The 15,765-nt window shown below is 58.8% G+C and carries 19 protein-coding genes; 16 read left to right on the plus strand and 3 right to left on the minus strand.

The window, feature by feature from the left end; all coding sequences use genetic code 11:
- Positions 1-32 precede the first annotated feature (32 nt).
- A complete protein-coding gene (gene repA, locus DEM27_RS28370; protein WP_165823652.1) occupies positions 33-1,241 on the minus strand; it encodes a plasmid partitioning protein RepA in 1,209 nt (402 codons plus the stop codon).
- Positions 1,242-1,612: 371 nt separating this feature from the next.
- Here repA and traI point away from each other — a divergent pair, with 371 nt between their 5' ends.
- The 13 genes from traI to DEM27_RS28435 all read left to right on the plus strand — a co-directional run bounded on the left by traI (position 1,613) and on the right by DEM27_RS28435 (position 12,662).
- Positions 1,613-2,239 carry an acyl-homoserine-lactone synthase gene (gene traI / locus DEM27_RS28375; RefSeq protein WP_109461615.1) on the plus strand — a complete coding sequence of 209 codons (627 nt, stop codon included), beginning with the start codon at positions 1,613-1,615 and terminating at the stop codon, positions 2,237-2,239.
- Positions 2,240-2,241: 2 nt separating this feature from the next.
- A complete protein-coding gene (gene trbB, locus DEM27_RS28380) occupies positions 2,242-3,213 on the plus strand; it encodes a P-type conjugative transfer ATPase TrbB (protein ID WP_109461616.1) in 972 nt (323 codons plus the stop codon).
- The gene (locus tag DEM27_RS28385; protein ID WP_109461617.1) at positions 3,203-3,580 is read left to right on the plus strand and encodes a TrbC/VirB2 family protein; all 378 of its coding nucleotides are present in this window, start codon (positions 3,203-3,205) and stop codon (positions 3,578-3,580) included. The genes trbB and DEM27_RS28385 overlap by 11 nt, the downstream gene beginning before the upstream one ends.
- A complete protein-coding gene (locus tag DEM27_RS28390) occupies positions 3,577-3,861 on the plus strand; it encodes a conjugal transfer protein TrbD (RefSeq protein WP_064334281.1) in 285 nt (94 codons plus the stop codon). Before DEM27_RS28385 ends, DEM27_RS28390 begins: the two co-directional genes overlap by 4 nt.
- A gap of 10 nt (positions 3,862-3,871) precedes the next feature.
- Positions 3,872-6,328: a conjugal transfer protein TrbE gene (locus DEM27_RS28395; RefSeq protein ID WP_109461618.1), complete on the plus strand. Its 2,457-nt coding sequence runs from the start codon at positions 3,872-3,874 to the stop codon at positions 6,326-6,328.
- A complete protein-coding gene (trbJ, locus tag DEM27_RS28400) occupies positions 6,300-7,103 on the plus strand; it encodes a P-type conjugative transfer protein TrbJ (protein ID WP_109461619.1) in 804 nt (267 codons plus the stop codon). Before DEM27_RS28395 ends, trbJ begins: the two co-directional genes overlap by 29 nt.
- Positions 7,100-7,300, plus strand: coding sequence for an entry exclusion protein TrbK (trbK, locus tag DEM27_RS28405; RefSeq protein WP_109461620.1), 201 nt, complete (start codon positions 7,100-7,102; stop codon positions 7,298-7,300). The genes trbJ and trbK overlap by 4 nt, the downstream gene beginning before the upstream one ends.
- Positions 7,294-8,472 (plus strand): P-type conjugative transfer protein TrbL, encoded by a 1,179-nt coding sequence (gene trbL / locus DEM27_RS28410; protein ID WP_109461621.1) that lies wholly within the window; start codon positions 7,294-7,296, stop codon positions 8,470-8,472. Before trbK ends, trbL begins: the two co-directional genes overlap by 7 nt.
- A gap of 21 nt (positions 8,473-8,493) precedes the next feature.
- Complete coding sequence (locus DEM27_RS28415) at positions 8,494-9,156, plus strand: conjugal transfer protein TrbF (RefSeq protein WP_109461622.1); 663 nt, start codon at positions 8,494-8,496, stop codon at positions 9,154-9,156.
- A gap of 16 nt (positions 9,157-9,172) precedes the next feature.
- A complete protein-coding gene (trbG, locus tag DEM27_RS28420) occupies positions 9,173-9,985 on the plus strand; it encodes a P-type conjugative transfer protein TrbG (RefSeq protein WP_109461623.1) in 813 nt (270 codons plus the stop codon).
- 3 nt (positions 9,986-9,988) lie between these two features.
- Positions 9,989-10,426, plus strand: a complete 438-nt coding sequence (gene trbH / locus DEM27_RS28425; RefSeq protein ID WP_109461624.1) for a conjugal transfer protein TrbH — start codon at positions 9,989-9,991, stop codon at positions 10,424-10,426.
- A gap of 14 nt (positions 10,427-10,440) precedes the next feature.
- Positions 10,441-11,739: an IncP-type conjugal transfer protein TrbI gene (gene trbI, locus DEM27_RS28430; RefSeq protein WP_109461625.1), complete on the plus strand. Its 1,299-nt coding sequence runs from the start codon at positions 10,441-10,443 to the stop codon at positions 11,737-11,739.
- 221 nt (positions 11,740-11,960) lie between these two features.
- Entirely contained in the window at positions 11,961-12,662 is a 702-nt protein-coding gene (locus DEM27_RS28435; protein ID WP_245446185.1) for an autoinducer binding domain-containing protein, read from the plus strand.
- Position 12,663: 1 nt separating this feature from the next.
- Here the strand turns inward: DEM27_RS28435 and DEM27_RS28440 are convergent, their stop codons facing one another.
- Entirely contained in the window at positions 12,664-12,984 is a 321-nt protein-coding gene (locus tag DEM27_RS28440) for a transcriptional repressor TraM (RefSeq protein WP_165823654.1), read from the minus strand.
- Positions 12,985-13,123: 139 nt separating this feature from the next.
- Here DEM27_RS28440 and DEM27_RS28445 point away from each other — a divergent pair, with 139 nt between their 5' ends.
- The 3 genes from DEM27_RS28445 to DEM27_RS28455 all read left to right on the plus strand — a co-directional run bounded on the left by DEM27_RS28445 (position 13,124) and on the right by DEM27_RS28455 (position 15,094).
- The gene (locus tag DEM27_RS28445) at positions 13,124-13,342 is read left to right on the plus strand and encodes a helix-turn-helix domain-containing protein (RefSeq protein ID WP_109461627.1); all 219 of its coding nucleotides are present in this window, start codon (positions 13,124-13,126) and stop codon (positions 13,340-13,342) included.
- Positions 13,343-13,462: 120 nt separating this feature from the next.
- Complete coding sequence (locus DEM27_RS28450) at positions 13,463-14,068, plus strand: DUF433 domain-containing protein (RefSeq protein ID WP_109461628.1); 606 nt, start codon at positions 13,463-13,465, stop codon at positions 14,066-14,068.
- Between the two features lie 189 nt (positions 14,069-14,257).
- Complete coding sequence (locus tag DEM27_RS28455) at positions 14,258-15,094, plus strand: hypothetical protein (protein WP_128755583.1); 837 nt, start codon at positions 14,258-14,260, stop codon at positions 15,092-15,094.
- A gap of 52 nt (positions 15,095-15,146) precedes the next feature.
- On the opposite strand, the gene DEM27_RS28460 is transcribed toward DEM27_RS28455, so the two are convergent.
- Complete coding sequence (locus DEM27_RS28460) at positions 15,147-15,755, minus strand: TraH family protein (protein WP_109461630.1); 609 nt, start codon at positions 15,753-15,755, stop codon at positions 15,147-15,149.
- Positions 15,756-15,765 lie beyond the last annotated feature (10 nt).

Raw genomic sequence — 15,765 nt, forward strand, 5'->3', positions numbered from 1 at the left:
AAGTGTCTGAATTTTATCGATAGAGGTTGAGATCATCGCTGCCAGACCTCGTTTAGAAGCGCGACAACCTCCTGGTTGACGGCATTGATCGATTCCATCGCGCGATCGTATGTGGACCGGCCAACGGCACCTCTCGTCAGCTCGTAAAGAGATTGCTTGGTCAGTCCTGCATTGGCGATTGCAGTCGATTTCCAAGCGGTCGCAGCCATTACATCCGATCCGAACACATCGCGCATCAATCCGACGATCTCTTGCTCCGGAACATCGCGAGGATCGTGCCGGGTCACGAGAAAACGCAGGAAGTCGTAATCAAGACGGCCACCGGCCTCCTCGATGACGGATACGAGGTCCGAGGTCATCAGAAGGAACTGGCTCATTGATGCAACGTCGACCATTTGTGGGTGGACGGTGACGATCATGCCCGTCGCGGCGTTCAGAGCGCCCATGGTTAGAAAGCCCAATTGGGGTGGGCAATCTACGACGACAACGTCGAAGTCGTCTTCGACCTGGGCGATTGCGCCGGCGACCCTTCTGAAGAACAGATCCTCCGGCCGACCACGATTTTGCAGCATGAAGCGCGGGGTTTGATGCTCAAACTCCATGAGCTCGAGATTACCGGGAACGATGCTGATCCCTGTAAAATATGTCGGGCGGATAACGTCCTTCATTGTGACGCGCTGATCGTCATAACGAATGGCGCCATAGAGGGTGGTGTTTTCGGCGACATCGAACTCGGGCTGATAACCGAACATGGCCGAGAGCGAAGCCTGCGGATCGAGATCGATCGCCAAAACGCGATAACCCTGCAGCGCAAGCCCTTGAGCTAGATAAAGCGAGGTGGTGGTTTTTGCGGATCCGCCTTTGAAATTGGCAACCGTAATGACCTGCAGCTTTTCACCATCACGCCGACGTGGAAAAAACCTTGTCGCTTCCTTAGGGCGAGCGCTCGCTAGATACTGCCGCAGCTCGTTAATTTGCTCGAGCGAATAGGATCGCCGTCCGCCATTTCCAAGATCCGGCGTCGGACCTAGACCGTCGATTGATAGTTGGCGCAGGTAGCCGTCCGAAACGCCGACGATCTCCGCGACTTCGCCTGACGAGAACGACCGAAGTGTTTTCTGCGCGGTCGGCGGGAATGCGCGTTCGCCAACTGCACGCAAGCGGGCAGACAGCGCTTCGGCCCGCTGTGTGATATGGGCAGAAGTCGATGCCTTTAGGATGTGCCGGTCGATCACGTTCACATTAGCCTCTGTTCTCAGACGGTTTATTGGCGTCAGACGCGCTATTACCGTCTCAAGCTAAGCCACGATTCTAACCATGCCGCAAGAGAAATAGGGTTAACAAGACCTTAACATGCACAAGCTGAGGATACTGCTCCCGCTCACATTCAACATTTTATCGAACAATATCAGATTCTTGCGGCTCATCTCGCTCTATCGGGCCATTTGGCCAACTAACACTTTTGCTAGTTAATGCCGTGGCTTGAGCGGCATCTGGCGCACAAGAAAGTCGAGGCTCAGCTAGAATCACCCGCTAACACTTTTGGCAGTAGATCGAACTCCTTAGCCCCGTCAAACCTCCTTGCGTCACCAACGCAAGGGAGATTTGCTCGATGCGCGTCGTCGCCATCAAGAACCCAAAGAGCGAAACTGAGCACCGCCTCATCCACGAAATGCACCGGCTCCGCGCCCGCATTTTCCGCGGTCGCCTGGCATGGACAGTTCGTTGCACCTCCGGCCTGGAGATGGACGGCTTCGACAAGCTAAGCCCGACATACGTCCTTTGCATTGACCATTCGGACGCAGTGATCGGATGCGCGCGGCTATTGCCGGCGTCTGGCGGGACAATGCTGGAGAAGGTATTCCCCCAACTCTTGGAAACGGGACAGCTCCATACGCATCATAGGATGATCGAAAGCTCCCGGTTCTGCGTCGATACAAACGCGGTCGGCGAGCGGGAGCAGGCAGGCCTGCATTCGGCCACGCTCGCGATGTTCGCCGGTATCGTCGAGTGGAGCGTCGTCAATGGCTATCGGGAAATCGTCACGGCCACAGATGTCAGACTTGAGCGCATCCTTCGTCGGGCGGGCTGGCCCCTGAGCCGGCTCGGCTCACCTTCCCAGATCAACGAGACGAAGAGCGTCGCCGGCCTGCTCCCGGCAGACTGGCTGAGCTTTGATCGACTTCGCCCCAGCACCTATTCCTCAAGTTTCTCACTCCATCACAAGGAAGCGGCCTGATCATGCTCAGTACCCAAAACCGCTCACTCCCACGTCTCGTCAGCAAGCTGCAAAACGCATTGGGAGATCATTTGTGCGTCGCGCTCGAAGACCCGAGCGTCGTCGAGATCATGCTCAATCCGGATGGTCGTCTGTTCATAGAGCGACTCGGCCACGGCATGGCCGCAGCTGGAGAGATGACCCGCTCCGCCGCTGAAACAGTGATCGGAAGCGTCGCCCATGTTCTGAACTCGGAAGTCGATGACGATCGGCCGATCGTTTCAGGAGAACTGCCTATCGGCGGGCATCGTTTTGAGGGACTGCTGCCACCGGTAGTTTCTGGACCATCCTTCACTATCCGTCGTCGAGCAACACGCCTCATCCCCCTGGATGACTACGTGTCGAGCAAGGTGATGACCGCAAAGCATGCCGAGATCATCCGCAGCGCTATCGCCTCAAAACTCAACATTCTCGTTGCCGGTGGTACGGGATCGGGCAAGACGACCCTCACCAACGCAATCCTTGCGGAGATCGTATCGAGCTCTCCCGACGATCGCCTCGTCATCCTGGAAGACACAGCCGAGATTCAATGCGCAGCGGACAACGCAGTCAGCCTGCACACAAGCGATGCCGTCGACATGTCGCGTCTCCTGAAGAGCACGATGCGCCTTCGCCCTGATCGTATCATCGTCGGCGAGGTCCGCGATGGTGCAGCGCTCACCATGCTCAAGGCCTGGAACACCGGACACCCCGGTGGCGTCGCAACGATCCACTCAAACAGCGCCCGCTCCGCACTTCAGCGCCTTGAGCAGCTGACCGCCGAGGCCAGTCACCAGCCGATGCAGGCGGTGATCGGCGATGCGGTCGATCTGATCATCTCGATCGAACGAACGGCCAAGGGCCGGCGCATCAGCGAAATCCTTCACGTCACCCGCTTTGCAGGCGGCCAGTACCAGACGGAACCCTATGCAGAGGAGAGCCGAGATGCAGCATAAGAGATCACTACTGGCCCTTGCCGTGATGGCTTTCTCGATTATCGCCGCTGCATCGCCAGCTTTCGCCAGCTCCGGCGGCAGTCTTCCATGGGAAGGGCCGCTCGAGCAGATCCAGGAATCCATCACTGGTCCTGTCGCTGGCTACATCGCGCTGGCAGCCGTCGCAATCGCCGGCGGTATGCTGATCTTCGGCGGCGAGCTCAACGATTTCGCCCGCAGGCTAATGTATGTCGTACTTGTCGCCGGCATTCTGCTGGGTGCGACGACAATCGTCGGCCTCTTTGGCGCAACCGGTGCATCGATCGGCGTGCCGGCAGAGCAGTTCACACGGATCGATACGAACGCGGAAGGGCGGGGGGCGTCATGAGCCTCCACCGCAATCGCATCCATCGGGCGCTGTCGCGTCCGAACCTACTGATGGGCGCCGACCGCGAACTGGTGCTGATCACCGGGCTTGCCGCCGTGATCCTTATCTTCGTCGTGCTGACGATCTATTCGGCGCTCTTCGGTGTGGCTGTCTGGATCGTCATCGTTGGCCTGCTTCGCATGATGGCCAAGTCCGACCCGCTGATGCGGCAAGTCTATGCCCGTCACATTTCCTACAAGCCCCACTACCGGCCAACGGCCGCACCGTGGCGAAGATACTAGAGGAGTCAAAATGGCCGCCCTCAAACGTTTCCGCGCGACCGGTCCCTCATTCGCTGATCTCGTTCCCTATGCTGGCCTGGTCGACAACGGTGTTCTGCTCCTGAAGGACGGCAGCCTGATGGCCGGCTGGTATTTCGCGGGTCCAGACTCCGAAAGCGCCACCGATCTTGAGCGCAACGAACTGTCCCGGCAGATCAATTCCATTCTGTCACGACTGGGGACGGGGTGGATGATCCAAGTCGAGGCGATCCGGGTGCCAACGGTCGAGTATCCCACACCGGACCAGTGCTATTTTCCGGACCCTGTCACCCGCGCGATCGATGCGGAGCGCCGGGCCCATTTCGGGCGCGAGCAGGGGCATTTCGAGAGCAAGCATGCGATCATTCTGACATACCGGCCACTCGAGTCGAAGAAGACGGCGCTCAGCAAGTACATCTATTCGGACGAGGAGAGCCGTAAGAAATCCTATGCAGACACTGTCCTGTTCGTGTTCCGCAATGCGATCCGGGAAATCGAACAATACCTTGCCAACACCCTGTCGATTGCCCGCATGCAGACCCGCGAGGTCCGCGAAAGAGGAGGGGAGCGGGTCGCGCGCTATGACGACCTCCTGCAGTTCGTGCGATTTTGCATTACGGGGGAGAGCCATCCGGTCCGGCTGCCCGAGGTCCCGATGTATCTCGACTGGCTGGCGACCGCGGAGCTGGAGCATGGTCTGACGCCAAAGGTCGAGAGCCGCTTTCTCGCTGTCGTGGCTATCGACGGGCTGCCGGCAGAGAGCTGGCCCGGCATCCTCAACAATCTCGACCTGATGCCACTGACTTATCGTTGGTCGTCCCGCTTCATTTTCCTCGATGCGGAAGAGGCGCGCCAGAAGCTCGAACGCACACGAAAGAAATGGCAGCAGAAGGTCCGCCCCTTTTTCGATCAGCTCTTCCAGACGCAAAGCCGATCGGTCGATCAGGATGCCATGACGATGGTCGCCGAGACCGAGGACGCCATCGCCCAGGCGTCCTCCCAACTTGTTGCCTACGGCTATTACACCCCGGTCGTCGTCCTGTTCGATGAGGACCGCGACGCCCTGCAGGAGAAGGCGGAGGCCATCCGTCGGCTGGTCCAAGCAGAGGGGTTTGGAGCACGCGTCGAGACCTTGAACGCGACGGATGCGTTTCTCGGCAGCCTGCCGGGAAACTGGTACGCCAATATCCGTGAGCCACTGATCAATACGAGCAATCTGGCGGACCTCGTTCCGCTGAACTCGGTCTGGTCGGGCAATCCGGTGGCGCCGTGCCCATTCTATCCCCCGAACTCGCCGCCGTTGATGCAGGTTGCGTCGGGGTCGACGCCGTTTCGCCTGAACCTACATGTCGATGATGTCGGCCACACCCTGATCTTCGGACCGACCGGCTCGGGCAAGTCGACGCTGCTCGCGCTGATCGCTGCACAATTCCGTCGGTACGAGTTTGCGCAGATCTTCGCCTTCGATAAAGGCAACTCACTCCTCCCGCTGACGCTTGCCGCCGCCGGCGATCTTTACGAGATCGGCAATGACCAGAACGGGGAGGGGAGGGCGCTCGCATTCTGCCCGCTGTTCGATCTTTCGACAGATGGCGATCGGGCCTGGGCGACTGAGTGGATCGAAATGCTCGTTGCCTTGCAGGGCGTCACCATCACGCCCGACCATCGTAATGCGATCTCGCGCCAGATCGGGCTGATGGCGACAGCGCCCGGAAAGTCGCTCTCGGACTTTGTCAGCGGCGTGCAGATGCGCGAAATCAAGGACGCGCTCCATCATTATACCGTCGATGGTCCCATGGGTCAGCTTCTCGACGCGGAAGAGGACGGCCTGACGCTTCGAGCGTTCCAGTGCTTCGAGATCGAGCAGTTGATGAACATGGGCGAGCGCAATCTTGTGCCGGTCCTCACCTATCTCTTCCACCGGATCGAGAAGCGGCTAGATGGGTCCCCGAGCCTCATCCTCCTCGACGAAGCCTGGCTGATGCTCGGTCACCCGGTGTTTCGCGACAAGATCAGGGAATGGCTGAAGGTGCTCCGTAAGGCCAATTGCGCTGTCGTACTCGCGACCCAATCGATCTCCGACGCCGAGCGTTCGGGCATCATCGACGTGCTGAAAGAATCCTGCCCGACAAAGATCTGCCTACCGAATGGCGCTGCACGCGAGCCGGGCACGCGCGAGTTTTACGAGCGGATCGGGTTCAACGAGCGCCAGATCGAGATCGTCTCGGGCGCCATCCCCAAGCGCGAATATTACGTCGCCACACCAGACGGACGGCGGCTTTTCGACATGTCGCTCGGACCGGTAGCGCTGAGCTTCGTCGGCGCATCCGGAAAGGAAGACCTGAAGCGGATCCGCGCGCTGAAGGCGGAACACGGCCAGGACTGGCCTACCCATTGGCTTGAATCGAGAGGAGTTTACGATGCCACGTCACACCTCAACGTCCAGTAACTGGATCGTCGCAACAATAACCGCGGCAATCGCGCTCTCACCGATTGCGTCAGCCCATGCGGGATCTGCGACGGGCGCTGCCACCGAATGGACGCAGCTTGCCAACAATGCCCAGCTCATCGACCTCCTCAAAAGCTCAGGTCTGCAGGTCGACAATCAGCTGACCCAGATCACGCAGCTCGCGGAACAGATTCAAAACCAACTGAAGATCTACGAGAATATGCTGCAGAATACGGCGCAGCTCCCTGACCACATCTGGGGTCAGGTCGAGAGCGATCTCAACCGTCTACGCAGCATTGTCGACCAAGGGCAAAGCATTTCGTTCTCGATGGGCAATGCCGACGACGTCCTTCAGCAGCGGTTCAAGAGCTATGCGGACTTGAAAACCAACCTGCCGAACGCCGAGTCTTTCTCGAACACCTACCAGTCCTGGTCGGACACGAACCGGGACACGATCGGCAGCACTCTGAAGGCAGCCAGCCTGACAGCGGATCAGTTCGATACCGAGGAGGGCACGATGAGTTCGCTGCGATCGATGTCGGAGTCGGCCGACGGCCAGATGAAGGCGCTTCAGGTCGGACACCAGATAGCTGCCCAGCAGGTTTCCCAGATGCAGAAGCTGCGCGGCTTGGTTTCCCAGCAGATGACGATGATGGGGACCTGGCTGCAGACCGAACAGACGGACAAGGATCTCGCGCAGGCCCGGCGAGAGAAATTCTTTAATGCCGACGTTACCACGATCCCGAGCGGTCAGAAGATGGAGCCACGCTGGTGAGCCGTCCGGTCCTGATCGCCATGGTGCTGGTCATGGTCGCTGCGGCGGCTTCCGGCGCCACGTTTTATTTCGTCCAAGCCAATGCCCCAGCAACAGGAATGAGCGAAGAGCAACGCGCCACCCGCGAGAAATTCTTCGGCACAGCCAAGGAGCTGCCCCCGATCGAAAAAGGTCAGGAGATGCGGCCGAGATGGTGAAGCGAAATCTTGAGCGGGCTTTCGTATTCGGAGGAGTAGCATGCCTGATCCTGGCCACTCCAGCATTTGCACAGCAGGGACAGGTTCTGACAGAGCTCGAGAACCAGGTCTCTGCTGCCGCCAAGGGATGGGAGACCACCATCATGGACGCGGCAAGGTCACTGTTCTGGATCCTCGCCGGGATCGAGGTTGGCATCGCCGCCGTCTGGCTCGCTATACAGGCCGCATCCCTTGAAAGCTGGTTCGCAGAACTCGTCCGACGGATCATGTTCATCGGCTTTTTCGCTTTCGTTCTTACCCAGGGACCAACGCTCGCGAGGGACGTCGTCAACAGTCTTTACCAGATTGGCGCGGGCGGCGGATCCGCCTCTCCGGCCGAGGTGTTCGATGCCGGTATCCGGGTGGCATCGCAGATGTCCGAGCAGGCAAAGTTCGGGGTGTTCGAGGACAATGCGCTTGCGATTGCCGCAGTCCTGGCAATGGGCGTCGTCGTCATATGCTTCTCCTTGGTCGCGGCAATTTTCGTCGCGGTCATGGTGGAGATGTATGTGGGGCTGCTGGCCGGCATGATCATGCTCGGTTTGGGAGGCTCGTCCTTCACCAAGGACTTCGCCGTCCGCTATCTCGTTTATGCCTTCGGCGTCGGCATGAAGCTCATGGCGCTGGTCATGATCGCGAAAATCGGATCCGAGGTCCTTCTGGGCCTGGCGCAAGCGCCAACGGCTGAATCTGATCAATTCATCACCACATTGGCGATCGCCGGCATATCGGTGGTCGTGTTTATCATCTCCATGTACGTGCCCACGATTATCCAGGGGGTCGTTCAAGGCGCGTCTGTCTCTGGCGGCATGGAAGCTATCCGTCATGGTGGGCAGGCCGCTTCATTCGCGCTTGGCGCAGCGTCGCTCGCAGCGGGTGCCGTCGGTGCTGGCGCCGCGGCAGCACAATCCGCGCGAGCGGCCGGATCCTCTGTTGCTGGCGCAGCACTTCGCGGCATGGGTGCCGGGATAGGGTCGGCTGGAAAGGCCGCCGGCTCGGCCGCCAAAGAAAAGGCCATCGGTTCGCCCGGAGCCTATGCCGGTTCGATCATGGGGCTCGCCAACGCCAAGCTCGACCAGAGCCGCACGGGACAAAGCGGACCCAGAACGCCGCCCGAACGCAACGACAAATAATCAACAGAAAGGCAGAACGCGATGGCAGCAAACCGGCCGCCCGACAGTCCTTACCTTGCCGCGCGGCAGGAATGGACCGAACGATATGGATCCTATGTCCAGGCCGCACGCGCCTGGCGGATCGTTGGCATTCTCGGACTTTCGATGGCCGTGGTCGGCTTTAGCTATGCCATGTATCTCAGCACACAGGTCAAGCTCGTGCCCTACATCGTCGAGGTCGACAAGCTCGGCACATCGGTAACGGCAGGCTTCCCTCAGCAGATCGAGTATGCCGATGCTCGCGTGGTCCGCGCGACACTCGGCAACTTCATCACCAGCCTGAAGTCGATCACGCCCGACGCGGTGGTGCAGAAGCAATACATCGACCGGACCTATGCGCTGCTCAGGACGTCGGATCCCTCTACCCAGAAGATCAATGCTTGGTTTCGCGGCAACTCGCCGTTCGAAAAGGCCAAGACCTCCACTGTCGCGATCGAGGTCAACAACATCGTGGCGCTCTCCAACCAGACCTATCAGATCGACTGGACCGAATACGAACGCGACCGCAAGGGCAAGGAAACCGGCACGCGCCGGTTTCGCGGCATCGCGACCGTCGCGCTGACGGCGCCACAGGACGAGGCGATCATCCGCCTCAACCCGATTGGTCTTTATGTCCAGGATTTCGACTGGACCGCACAGCTTTAAGGGCAGGGGAATTCACATGCACAGAACAGGATTGATCGCGGCCGTCGGCTGCATGGCAGGACTCGTCCTCGCGGATTGCGCAGTCGCACAAAGCATGACGTCGAACGAGGTGAAGGGGACTAACATCTCGCGAAAGTGGCGGGGAACGCCGGGTCTTGTGACGACCGGGCCGGACGGGAAAGTCATCTTCCTGTTCGGTGAGACCCAGCCCTCTGTGGTGTGCTCGCCGCTTCAAGTCTGCGACATTGAGCTGCAGGGCGGCGAGATCGTCCGCGATGTGCTTGTCGGTGACACTGTCCGCTGGAAGGTCGAGCCGGCGACATCAGGCGCAACGGGAGGGCAGGCGATCCACCTGATCGTGAAGCCGTCTGAGGCTGGCCTCGTCACATCGATGGTCGTCACGACGTCGCGACGAACCTACCATATCCAGCTCAAATCCCATCCAAGTCAGTACATGGCCCGCATCGGCTTCGAGTACCCGGAGGATGTGTCGACCAAGCTGGCCGACATCAATGCCCGGCTCGAGACCGGCGGCATTCCGGGAACCGCTCCGGACAAGCTGAACTTCTCCTATTCGGTCAGTGGCGGCGCGTCATGGCGACCGAAGCGCGTTTATTCCGACGGAACCAAGACCTACATCCAGTTCCCACGGTCGATCTCCGGGCAGGACGCGCCGGTGCTGTTCGTCGTCAGCGGCGGCCAGAACCGCATCGTCAACTATCGCATGAAGAACGACATGATGATCGTCGACTACGCCGTCGACAAAGCCGTGCTTGTCTCCGGGGTTGGCTGGCGCCAGCAGAAGATCACAATCCGGCGGGGAGGTTGACCGATGAACAAGACCATCGCCGCCATCATCATCACCGCCATCCTTTCCGGTTGCCAGACTGCGGATGGAACGCTGACCACCAGTTCCACACCGATTGCAGTTACTGGCGCCACCGCCAGCGCAATCGCTGGTGACATGGCAAGCCGCCTTGCCGAACAGGTCGGGCCTGCCGGCACCACGACGCTCAAGATTGACAAGGATACCTCGGAATACGCCGCCGCGCTCGAAGCCGCGCTGAGGGGCTGGGGATACACGGTCATCGCCGACGGCAAGGTCGGCAAGGATCAGAAGCTTGTGGAGGTTGCATGGTCGATCGACAGCTTCGACGGACAGGTCCTGGCGCGGGTCAGCACGCCGGCCATCGCGCTAGGGCGCGCCTACACGGCGACGGCAGCCGGCGCCACGCCGGCAAGTTCGCTTTCGATCATGCAACGAAACTGAGGGGAGGGGAAACCATGGTTCAATCGCTCCAGCTCGGCACGGCGGGTAATACTGACGATCAACAGAGTATGCGACGCCTCAATCGGCTGCCGATCATCGTCGCCATCGTCATCATTGTTCTGTTCTTCGGCGTCGTGATCGTCGGCCTGTCGTGGCGCGGTCTCTCATTCAACCGTGGAAACGAACTCGACACCACCTCCGCGTCACCGGCGACCACGTTTGGCGATCAACTGAAACGAGGCGTGACGGACGGGATCATAGGCGAACCGGAGCAACGCGAAGTGTTCCAGCCGACGCCCGTCGTCGTCGAACGCGAGCCGGTGAGGGAAGCCGTCGTGGAGCGGCAGAATGAGGTCCGGACGGAACGGCGATCGCAACTCGAGCCGGAAGCCGAATGGAAGGCGCGGCTGAAGCGGGAACAGGACGAGCAGATCCTCCGCGAAGCGCAGCGTCAGAGGATGGCAAGCCTCCAGGCACGGGCAACGGCCCTCGATTCTCCGCTCAAGGTCGATGTTTCCGAAGTGCAGAAGAGCGCTTCCGAAAGCAGGACTGACGCCCGTCAACCGCTCGATGCCACGACAAACAGTGCATCCGATGTCTACAGTGCGGCAATGAAGTCCGGACTGCTCGGTCAGAACGTCGATCAAAACGGGCAGACCTCGAAGGAGGACTTCTTCAATCAGGACATCAAGGATCTTGGCTACCTGCCGAACCTAGTGGTCCCGCAGCTCTCGCCCTACGAGTTGAAGCGCGGATCAGTGATCCCGGCCACAATGATCACGGGCTTGAACTCCGATCTTCCGGGCAGGATTTCAGCTCAGGTCAGCCAGAATGTCTATGACAGCGCCACCGGCTACCGGCTGCTCATCCCCCAGGGAGCGAAGCTATTTGGTCGCTATGACTCCAAGGTATCATTCGGCCAGGAGCGCGTACTCGTCGTTTGGACCGACCTGATCTTCCCCAACGGGTCGACCCTTCAGATCGGCGGCATGTCCGGCACGGATGCCGAGGGGTACGGCGGCTTCAAGGATAAGGTCGATCGTCACCTCTGGCGCACATTCGGCTCTGCCGCGCTCGTTGCCATCATCGGCACGGGGATCGACATGTCGATGCCGGAAAGTTCGACACTGGCCACGCAGGATACGGCTTCAGATGCAGCGCGGCGGAATTTTGCCGAATCGTTCGGCCGTGTGGCGGAACAGACGATCTCGAAAAATCTGAATGTGCAGCCAACCATCAGGATCAGGCCGGGCTACAAATTCAACGTGCTGGTTGATCAGGATATTATTTTCCCGAATTCGTATCGGCAATAGAATAGAGTTCGGCGCAAACTGGTCAGCGTCCATGTAATTGAATCGCGATGACATAATACAATCTTGCGTAGCTAAAATCTTTCTCTTACTAGTCAAGTTTAGGCGGGCGCGATCATGCGCTTCGCCTCCGTTTCGGAGCGACCGAGCCCTCGACAAAGGGTACTGCCAATTATGACTGCAACCTTGTTGCGTTCATACCCTCACGCATAGGAGGCCATGAATTGAACCAATGGTTTGAGCGTTTGACCGAACAGGTCGCCCTGGCGCATGACGAAGCCACGGTGAAGGCGACACTGGAGAAGCTAAGCCGGGAAGCAGGTTTTGGGGCATATGCCTATCTTAATCTGCAAGCGGAAACGCAAACGGCGATCTCAAACTATGACGTCGAATGGCAGCAGCGATATTTCGAGAAGTCCTACGCTCTCATTGATCCCGTTGTGCGAAACGCGCGCGATCAGTTGGAAGCCTTCGCGTGGTCCAACGAAGCGTCGCTCAGAATGAGCAAGGAGCGTCGGAATTTCTACGGCGAGGCCGGTGAGTTCGGAATACGCTCCGGAATTACAATTCCGATCAAGACTGGATTTGGGCGGATGGCAATGCTTACGCTTGCTTCGGAAGAGGCCGATTTCGCGATCGGGCAAGCGCTAAACCCTGTGCTTGCGGCTGCCGCGGTTGCGCAATTACACTCGAGGCTCGACGGCCTTGGCGCCAAGCCGACCCATCACACTCCAATCCGCATGAAATCTGATGAACTGACGTGCCTGCGCTGGTCTGCGGAAGGCAAGTCCATGAAGGCCATCGCCATCATCGAGAACACGACATACGCCAACGTCGCATTCTTCCTCCGCAACGCCAAATCGGCCTTGGGCGCGACGAGCTTGCCCCAGGCGACCGCAATGGCGAAGGAATTCGGACTGATCTAGGTCAGTGCCCCTTCGATTTCGGCATGTCGGGAATATAGCCCAGAATGTCGAGAAGCGTTGACACGACCGTCTGCTGCGCGTGGACGGCGATCATAGCGGCGATGTAGTCCTGACTGGCCTCTCGAGCCGCTTCTGGCTCAGACGCACCGTCCAATTTTGCCTCGAGCATCACCGCGTTGTCGCGCAGGCGACGGTGCTTTTCGATCTCGCGCACGACGTGGCGCTCGATCTCTTCGGGCGGCTGATCACTCATCAATCCGATGAGTGGGCGCAATATGAGTTTGGTATCAGACACGGCGCCGTCTGCACTTGCTTTGAACATTATCGGTCCAATTACCGTCCCTATGCCATCACTGTAAACCATCTTTGGGACGAGACATCCGTAAAGGCAAATCGGTTTAAATCTGAATTACATACTATAGTTGATAACCTTAAAGTATGTAAACGTCGATCTTCCGCGCATGGATATGCGCAAGCTGGTCGGTCGAAACTTTGCCCGCCTCCGTCGGGAAAAAGGCCTGACACAGGAGGATATAGAAGCGCGCTCCGGCTTCAGCCAACAGTATCTAAGCGGACTCGAAAGAGGAAAGCGAAACCCCTCCATCGTCACACTTTATGAGATCGCACAGGCCCTCGGCGTCAGCCATGTAGAGCTGATCACGCCGGACCAGTCAGACTGAGTAGGCGAGGTTCTCGACCGGTCAGTATGACTGGAATTTTCGCTAATCCTACCGGGAACCGAGGTCACACTTCACAAGGTGCAGCGGAATTGCTATATATTCTCCACAAGGAGAATGATTATGGTTCAGATGGCGCGTGCATATACGCCTGCAGAGGCGGCTGCCGTCAGCGAAATAGCCGTGAAATCGGTGCACAACGCAATCGACAAACGGATCATCGCACGTCGTCTTTCGGAAGACGAGGGACGTGCCCTCTCGGACGACGACCTGCTGCGCCTCAAGCTCTGGTATGGGGTCGGCTCGATTCTGTCGGCCGAGCGCCGCCAGCGGCTGTTCGACACGATTGACCAAAATCCGGACGCCGATACCGTACGAGCGGACGATTACCTAATCGTCGATGTTGCCCGAGCGCGCGAGCAGCTTGCTGCGCGAGCGGAGGCGCTTCGGGAAGCGGAACGGGTAATCGGATCCGTGAAGGGTGTCCTCGGCGGCGAGCCGGTCTTTAACAAGACCCGCGTTCCAGTCAGGGCCGTCGCCGCCATGAAGGCGCAGGGCGCGACTACCGAGGAGATTGTCCAGGGATATCCTTCGCTCACTATGCGCATGGTCGAACTCGCGGAGATCTGGACTGCCGCTCACCCGGCACGGGGTCGACCTCGCAAGCTTTCCGACCTTGGTGTGACCGTGAAATCGTCAAAGCGTCTGTCGCGGCCAAAAGCTGACTGAGTAGAGTGTTTGGGAAGTTAAAAAGCCCCAAAAGACTAAAGGCGCGGTCTATTAGACCACGCCTAGCCATAATTCCGTTTAGACTCTCCAAGTGCCGTGGTAAGGCCACGGGCTCGCAGCACCATTGTGCCACCACTCAGCGAGTGACTATGTTATAGAGATCCGACTCGGGAATTGCAAGGGGGACAAGTGTCTAGCGTTACCAAGCGGCATGTGCCGACGTCCCAGTTGCTCGGGGAGTATCTCACCTTCGTACCCACTCCGCAACAGGTCGACCACTTCAAGGTCGACATGCGTACTTTGAACCCGACCCTGCTACGTGACAGCATACGTGAAGGCGTGAAGGTCCAGGCCCTGCAGCAGATACCCGTGCATGAGCAGCGAATGGTCATTCACCGGATCTACACCCGCAAGGTCAAGGAGTTCTCCTCAATCTATCCATTCGTGTTCGCCGTCGAGAACGGCTTGCGCTCGGTGTTGGCTGACTATCTGGAAGAGCGCTTTGGCCGGATGGATTGGTGGGTATTGATCCGCAATGCCCGGCAAAATGGACAGGCATACACCGCCTTCCCGAACATCCTAGGCACACCGGTCAATCCTGCCTTCGTGAAAGCTGTTTGGCGAGTGTTCGACAACATGGTCAACCCCCAGCACGTCAAGGATGTGACCGGCAACAACAAGTCCGATGAGTTCTACTATTGCCTTACACTTGGGGAACTTTGGAGGATCATGGAGGCCGATTGGGTTCTGATCCGCGACATGTTCGCCCCTGACGCCGTTCTTGGCTTCACATTCACCAAGACCATGTTCATCGACACGATGCGAGTGATAAAGGAGACGCGCAACGAGTTGTTTCACAGCAACCCGATCAAAGACCGCAAGAAGATCGTTGAAGCGTGCGAGAGGATTCTAAACGGTTTGCAGTTCCATCTCGGCGACTACGACGCTGACCTTGGTGCTGCAACATACGTGCGTGTACCGTCAGCCGTCGTGCGCCAAGCTCGACATGTCATACCGGCCCGATAGTCCAAGCAGAACGGCGAGTATCCTGCAACTTGCGCAATAAGGCAGATGATTATCATTTCTGTCCGCCGATCCTCGTCAGGTCGATCCGGATACCGGCGTCATCGGGTTTCATTGGAGCTTCATCCGGCGTCTCAGCACTTCCGTCGTCTGCAACCTCCGTAGCGTCGTCACTCTCGACCGCTGACCGCTGCACGACCGTGCCACCTGGGTCCTCCGCCTGGAACACGCTCTCGCCCTCGAACTTTCCGGTCCTCCAGGCATGGACGGCATCGTCGAAGAGCTGCGGGAAAACCTCTTCGCTCGTCGGATTTCCATACCACTTCGCAACGATGCGGAGGATCTTGGCGAACATCGCTGTGCCCATCCGCAGATTGACGCAGGGGTCGACGAGATCGACCTTCAGCTCCGATGCGTCCTTCACCCCTATGCCCGCCGGGATCTGCGTGAGGCCGACGCGCACGATAGAGCCACCGATGTTCTCGCGGACGATCTCGATCGCTTCCTCGGGCGTTCTCGGTTTGGGAACGAGGATCAGTCGACCGCCAGATTTGACCATGATGGCGAGTGGATCATCAGACCCTACTGCCTGGACGAACTGTTCGACGATCGCCGGTTTCAACGACGGGTCGGCACATTCCTTGATAAGCGCAGCGTCCAGCATGCGAGCTCCA

Source organism: Rhizobium album (assembly GCF_003122325.1).
In the GTDB taxonomy this organism is placed as follows: domain Bacteria; phylum Pseudomonadota; class Alphaproteobacteria; order Rhizobiales; family Rhizobiaceae; genus Metarhizobium; species Metarhizobium album.

Coding starts and splice junctions, on each gene's coding strand:
- traI (WP_109461615.1), top strand. CDS start 1,613: ATGCGCGTCGTCGCCATCAAGAACCCAAAGAGCGAAACTGAGCACCGC.
- trbB (WP_109461616.1), top strand. CDS start 2,242: ATGCTCAGTACCCAAAACCGCTCACTCCCACGTCTCGTCAGCAAGCTG.
- DEM27_RS28385 (WP_109461617.1), top strand. CDS start 3,203: ATGCAGCATAAGAGATCACTACTGGCCCTTGCCGTGATGGCTTTCTCG.
- DEM27_RS28390 (WP_064334281.1), top strand. CDS start 3,577: ATGAGCCTCCACCGCAATCGCATCCATCGGGCGCTGTCGCGTCCGAAC.
- DEM27_RS28395 (WP_109461618.1), top strand. CDS start 3,872: ATGGCCGCCCTCAAACGTTTCCGCGCGACCGGTCCCTCATTCGCTGAT.
- trbJ (WP_109461619.1), top strand. CDS start 6,300: ATGCCACGTCACACCTCAACGTCCAGTAACTGGATCGTCGCAACAATA.
- trbL (WP_109461621.1), top strand. CDS start 7,294: ATGGTGAAGCGAAATCTTGAGCGGGCTTTCGTATTCGGAGGAGTAGCA.
- DEM27_RS28415 (WP_109461622.1), top strand. CDS start 8,494: ATGGCAGCAAACCGGCCGCCCGACAGTCCTTACCTTGCCGCGCGGCAG.
- trbG (WP_109461623.1), top strand. CDS start 9,173: ATGCACAGAACAGGATTGATCGCGGCCGTCGGCTGCATGGCAGGACTC.
- trbH (WP_109461624.1), top strand. CDS start 9,989: ATGAACAAGACCATCGCCGCCATCATCATCACCGCCATCCTTTCCGGT.
- trbI (WP_109461625.1), top strand. CDS start 10,441: ATGGTTCAATCGCTCCAGCTCGGCACGGCGGGTAATACTGACGATCAA.
- DEM27_RS28440 (WP_165823654.1), bottom strand. CDS start 12,984: ATGTTCAAAGCAAGTGCAGACGGCGCCGTGTCTGATACCAAACTCATA.
- DEM27_RS28445 (WP_109461627.1), top strand. CDS start 13,124: ATGGATATGCGCAAGCTGGTCGGTCGAAACTTTGCCCGCCTCCGTCGG.
- DEM27_RS28450 (WP_109461628.1), top strand. CDS start 13,463: ATGGTTCAGATGGCGCGTGCATATACGCCTGCAGAGGCGGCTGCCGTC.
- DEM27_RS28460 (WP_109461630.1), bottom strand. CDS start 15,755: ATGCTGGACGCTGCGCTTATCAAGGAATGTGCCGACCCGTCGTTGAAA.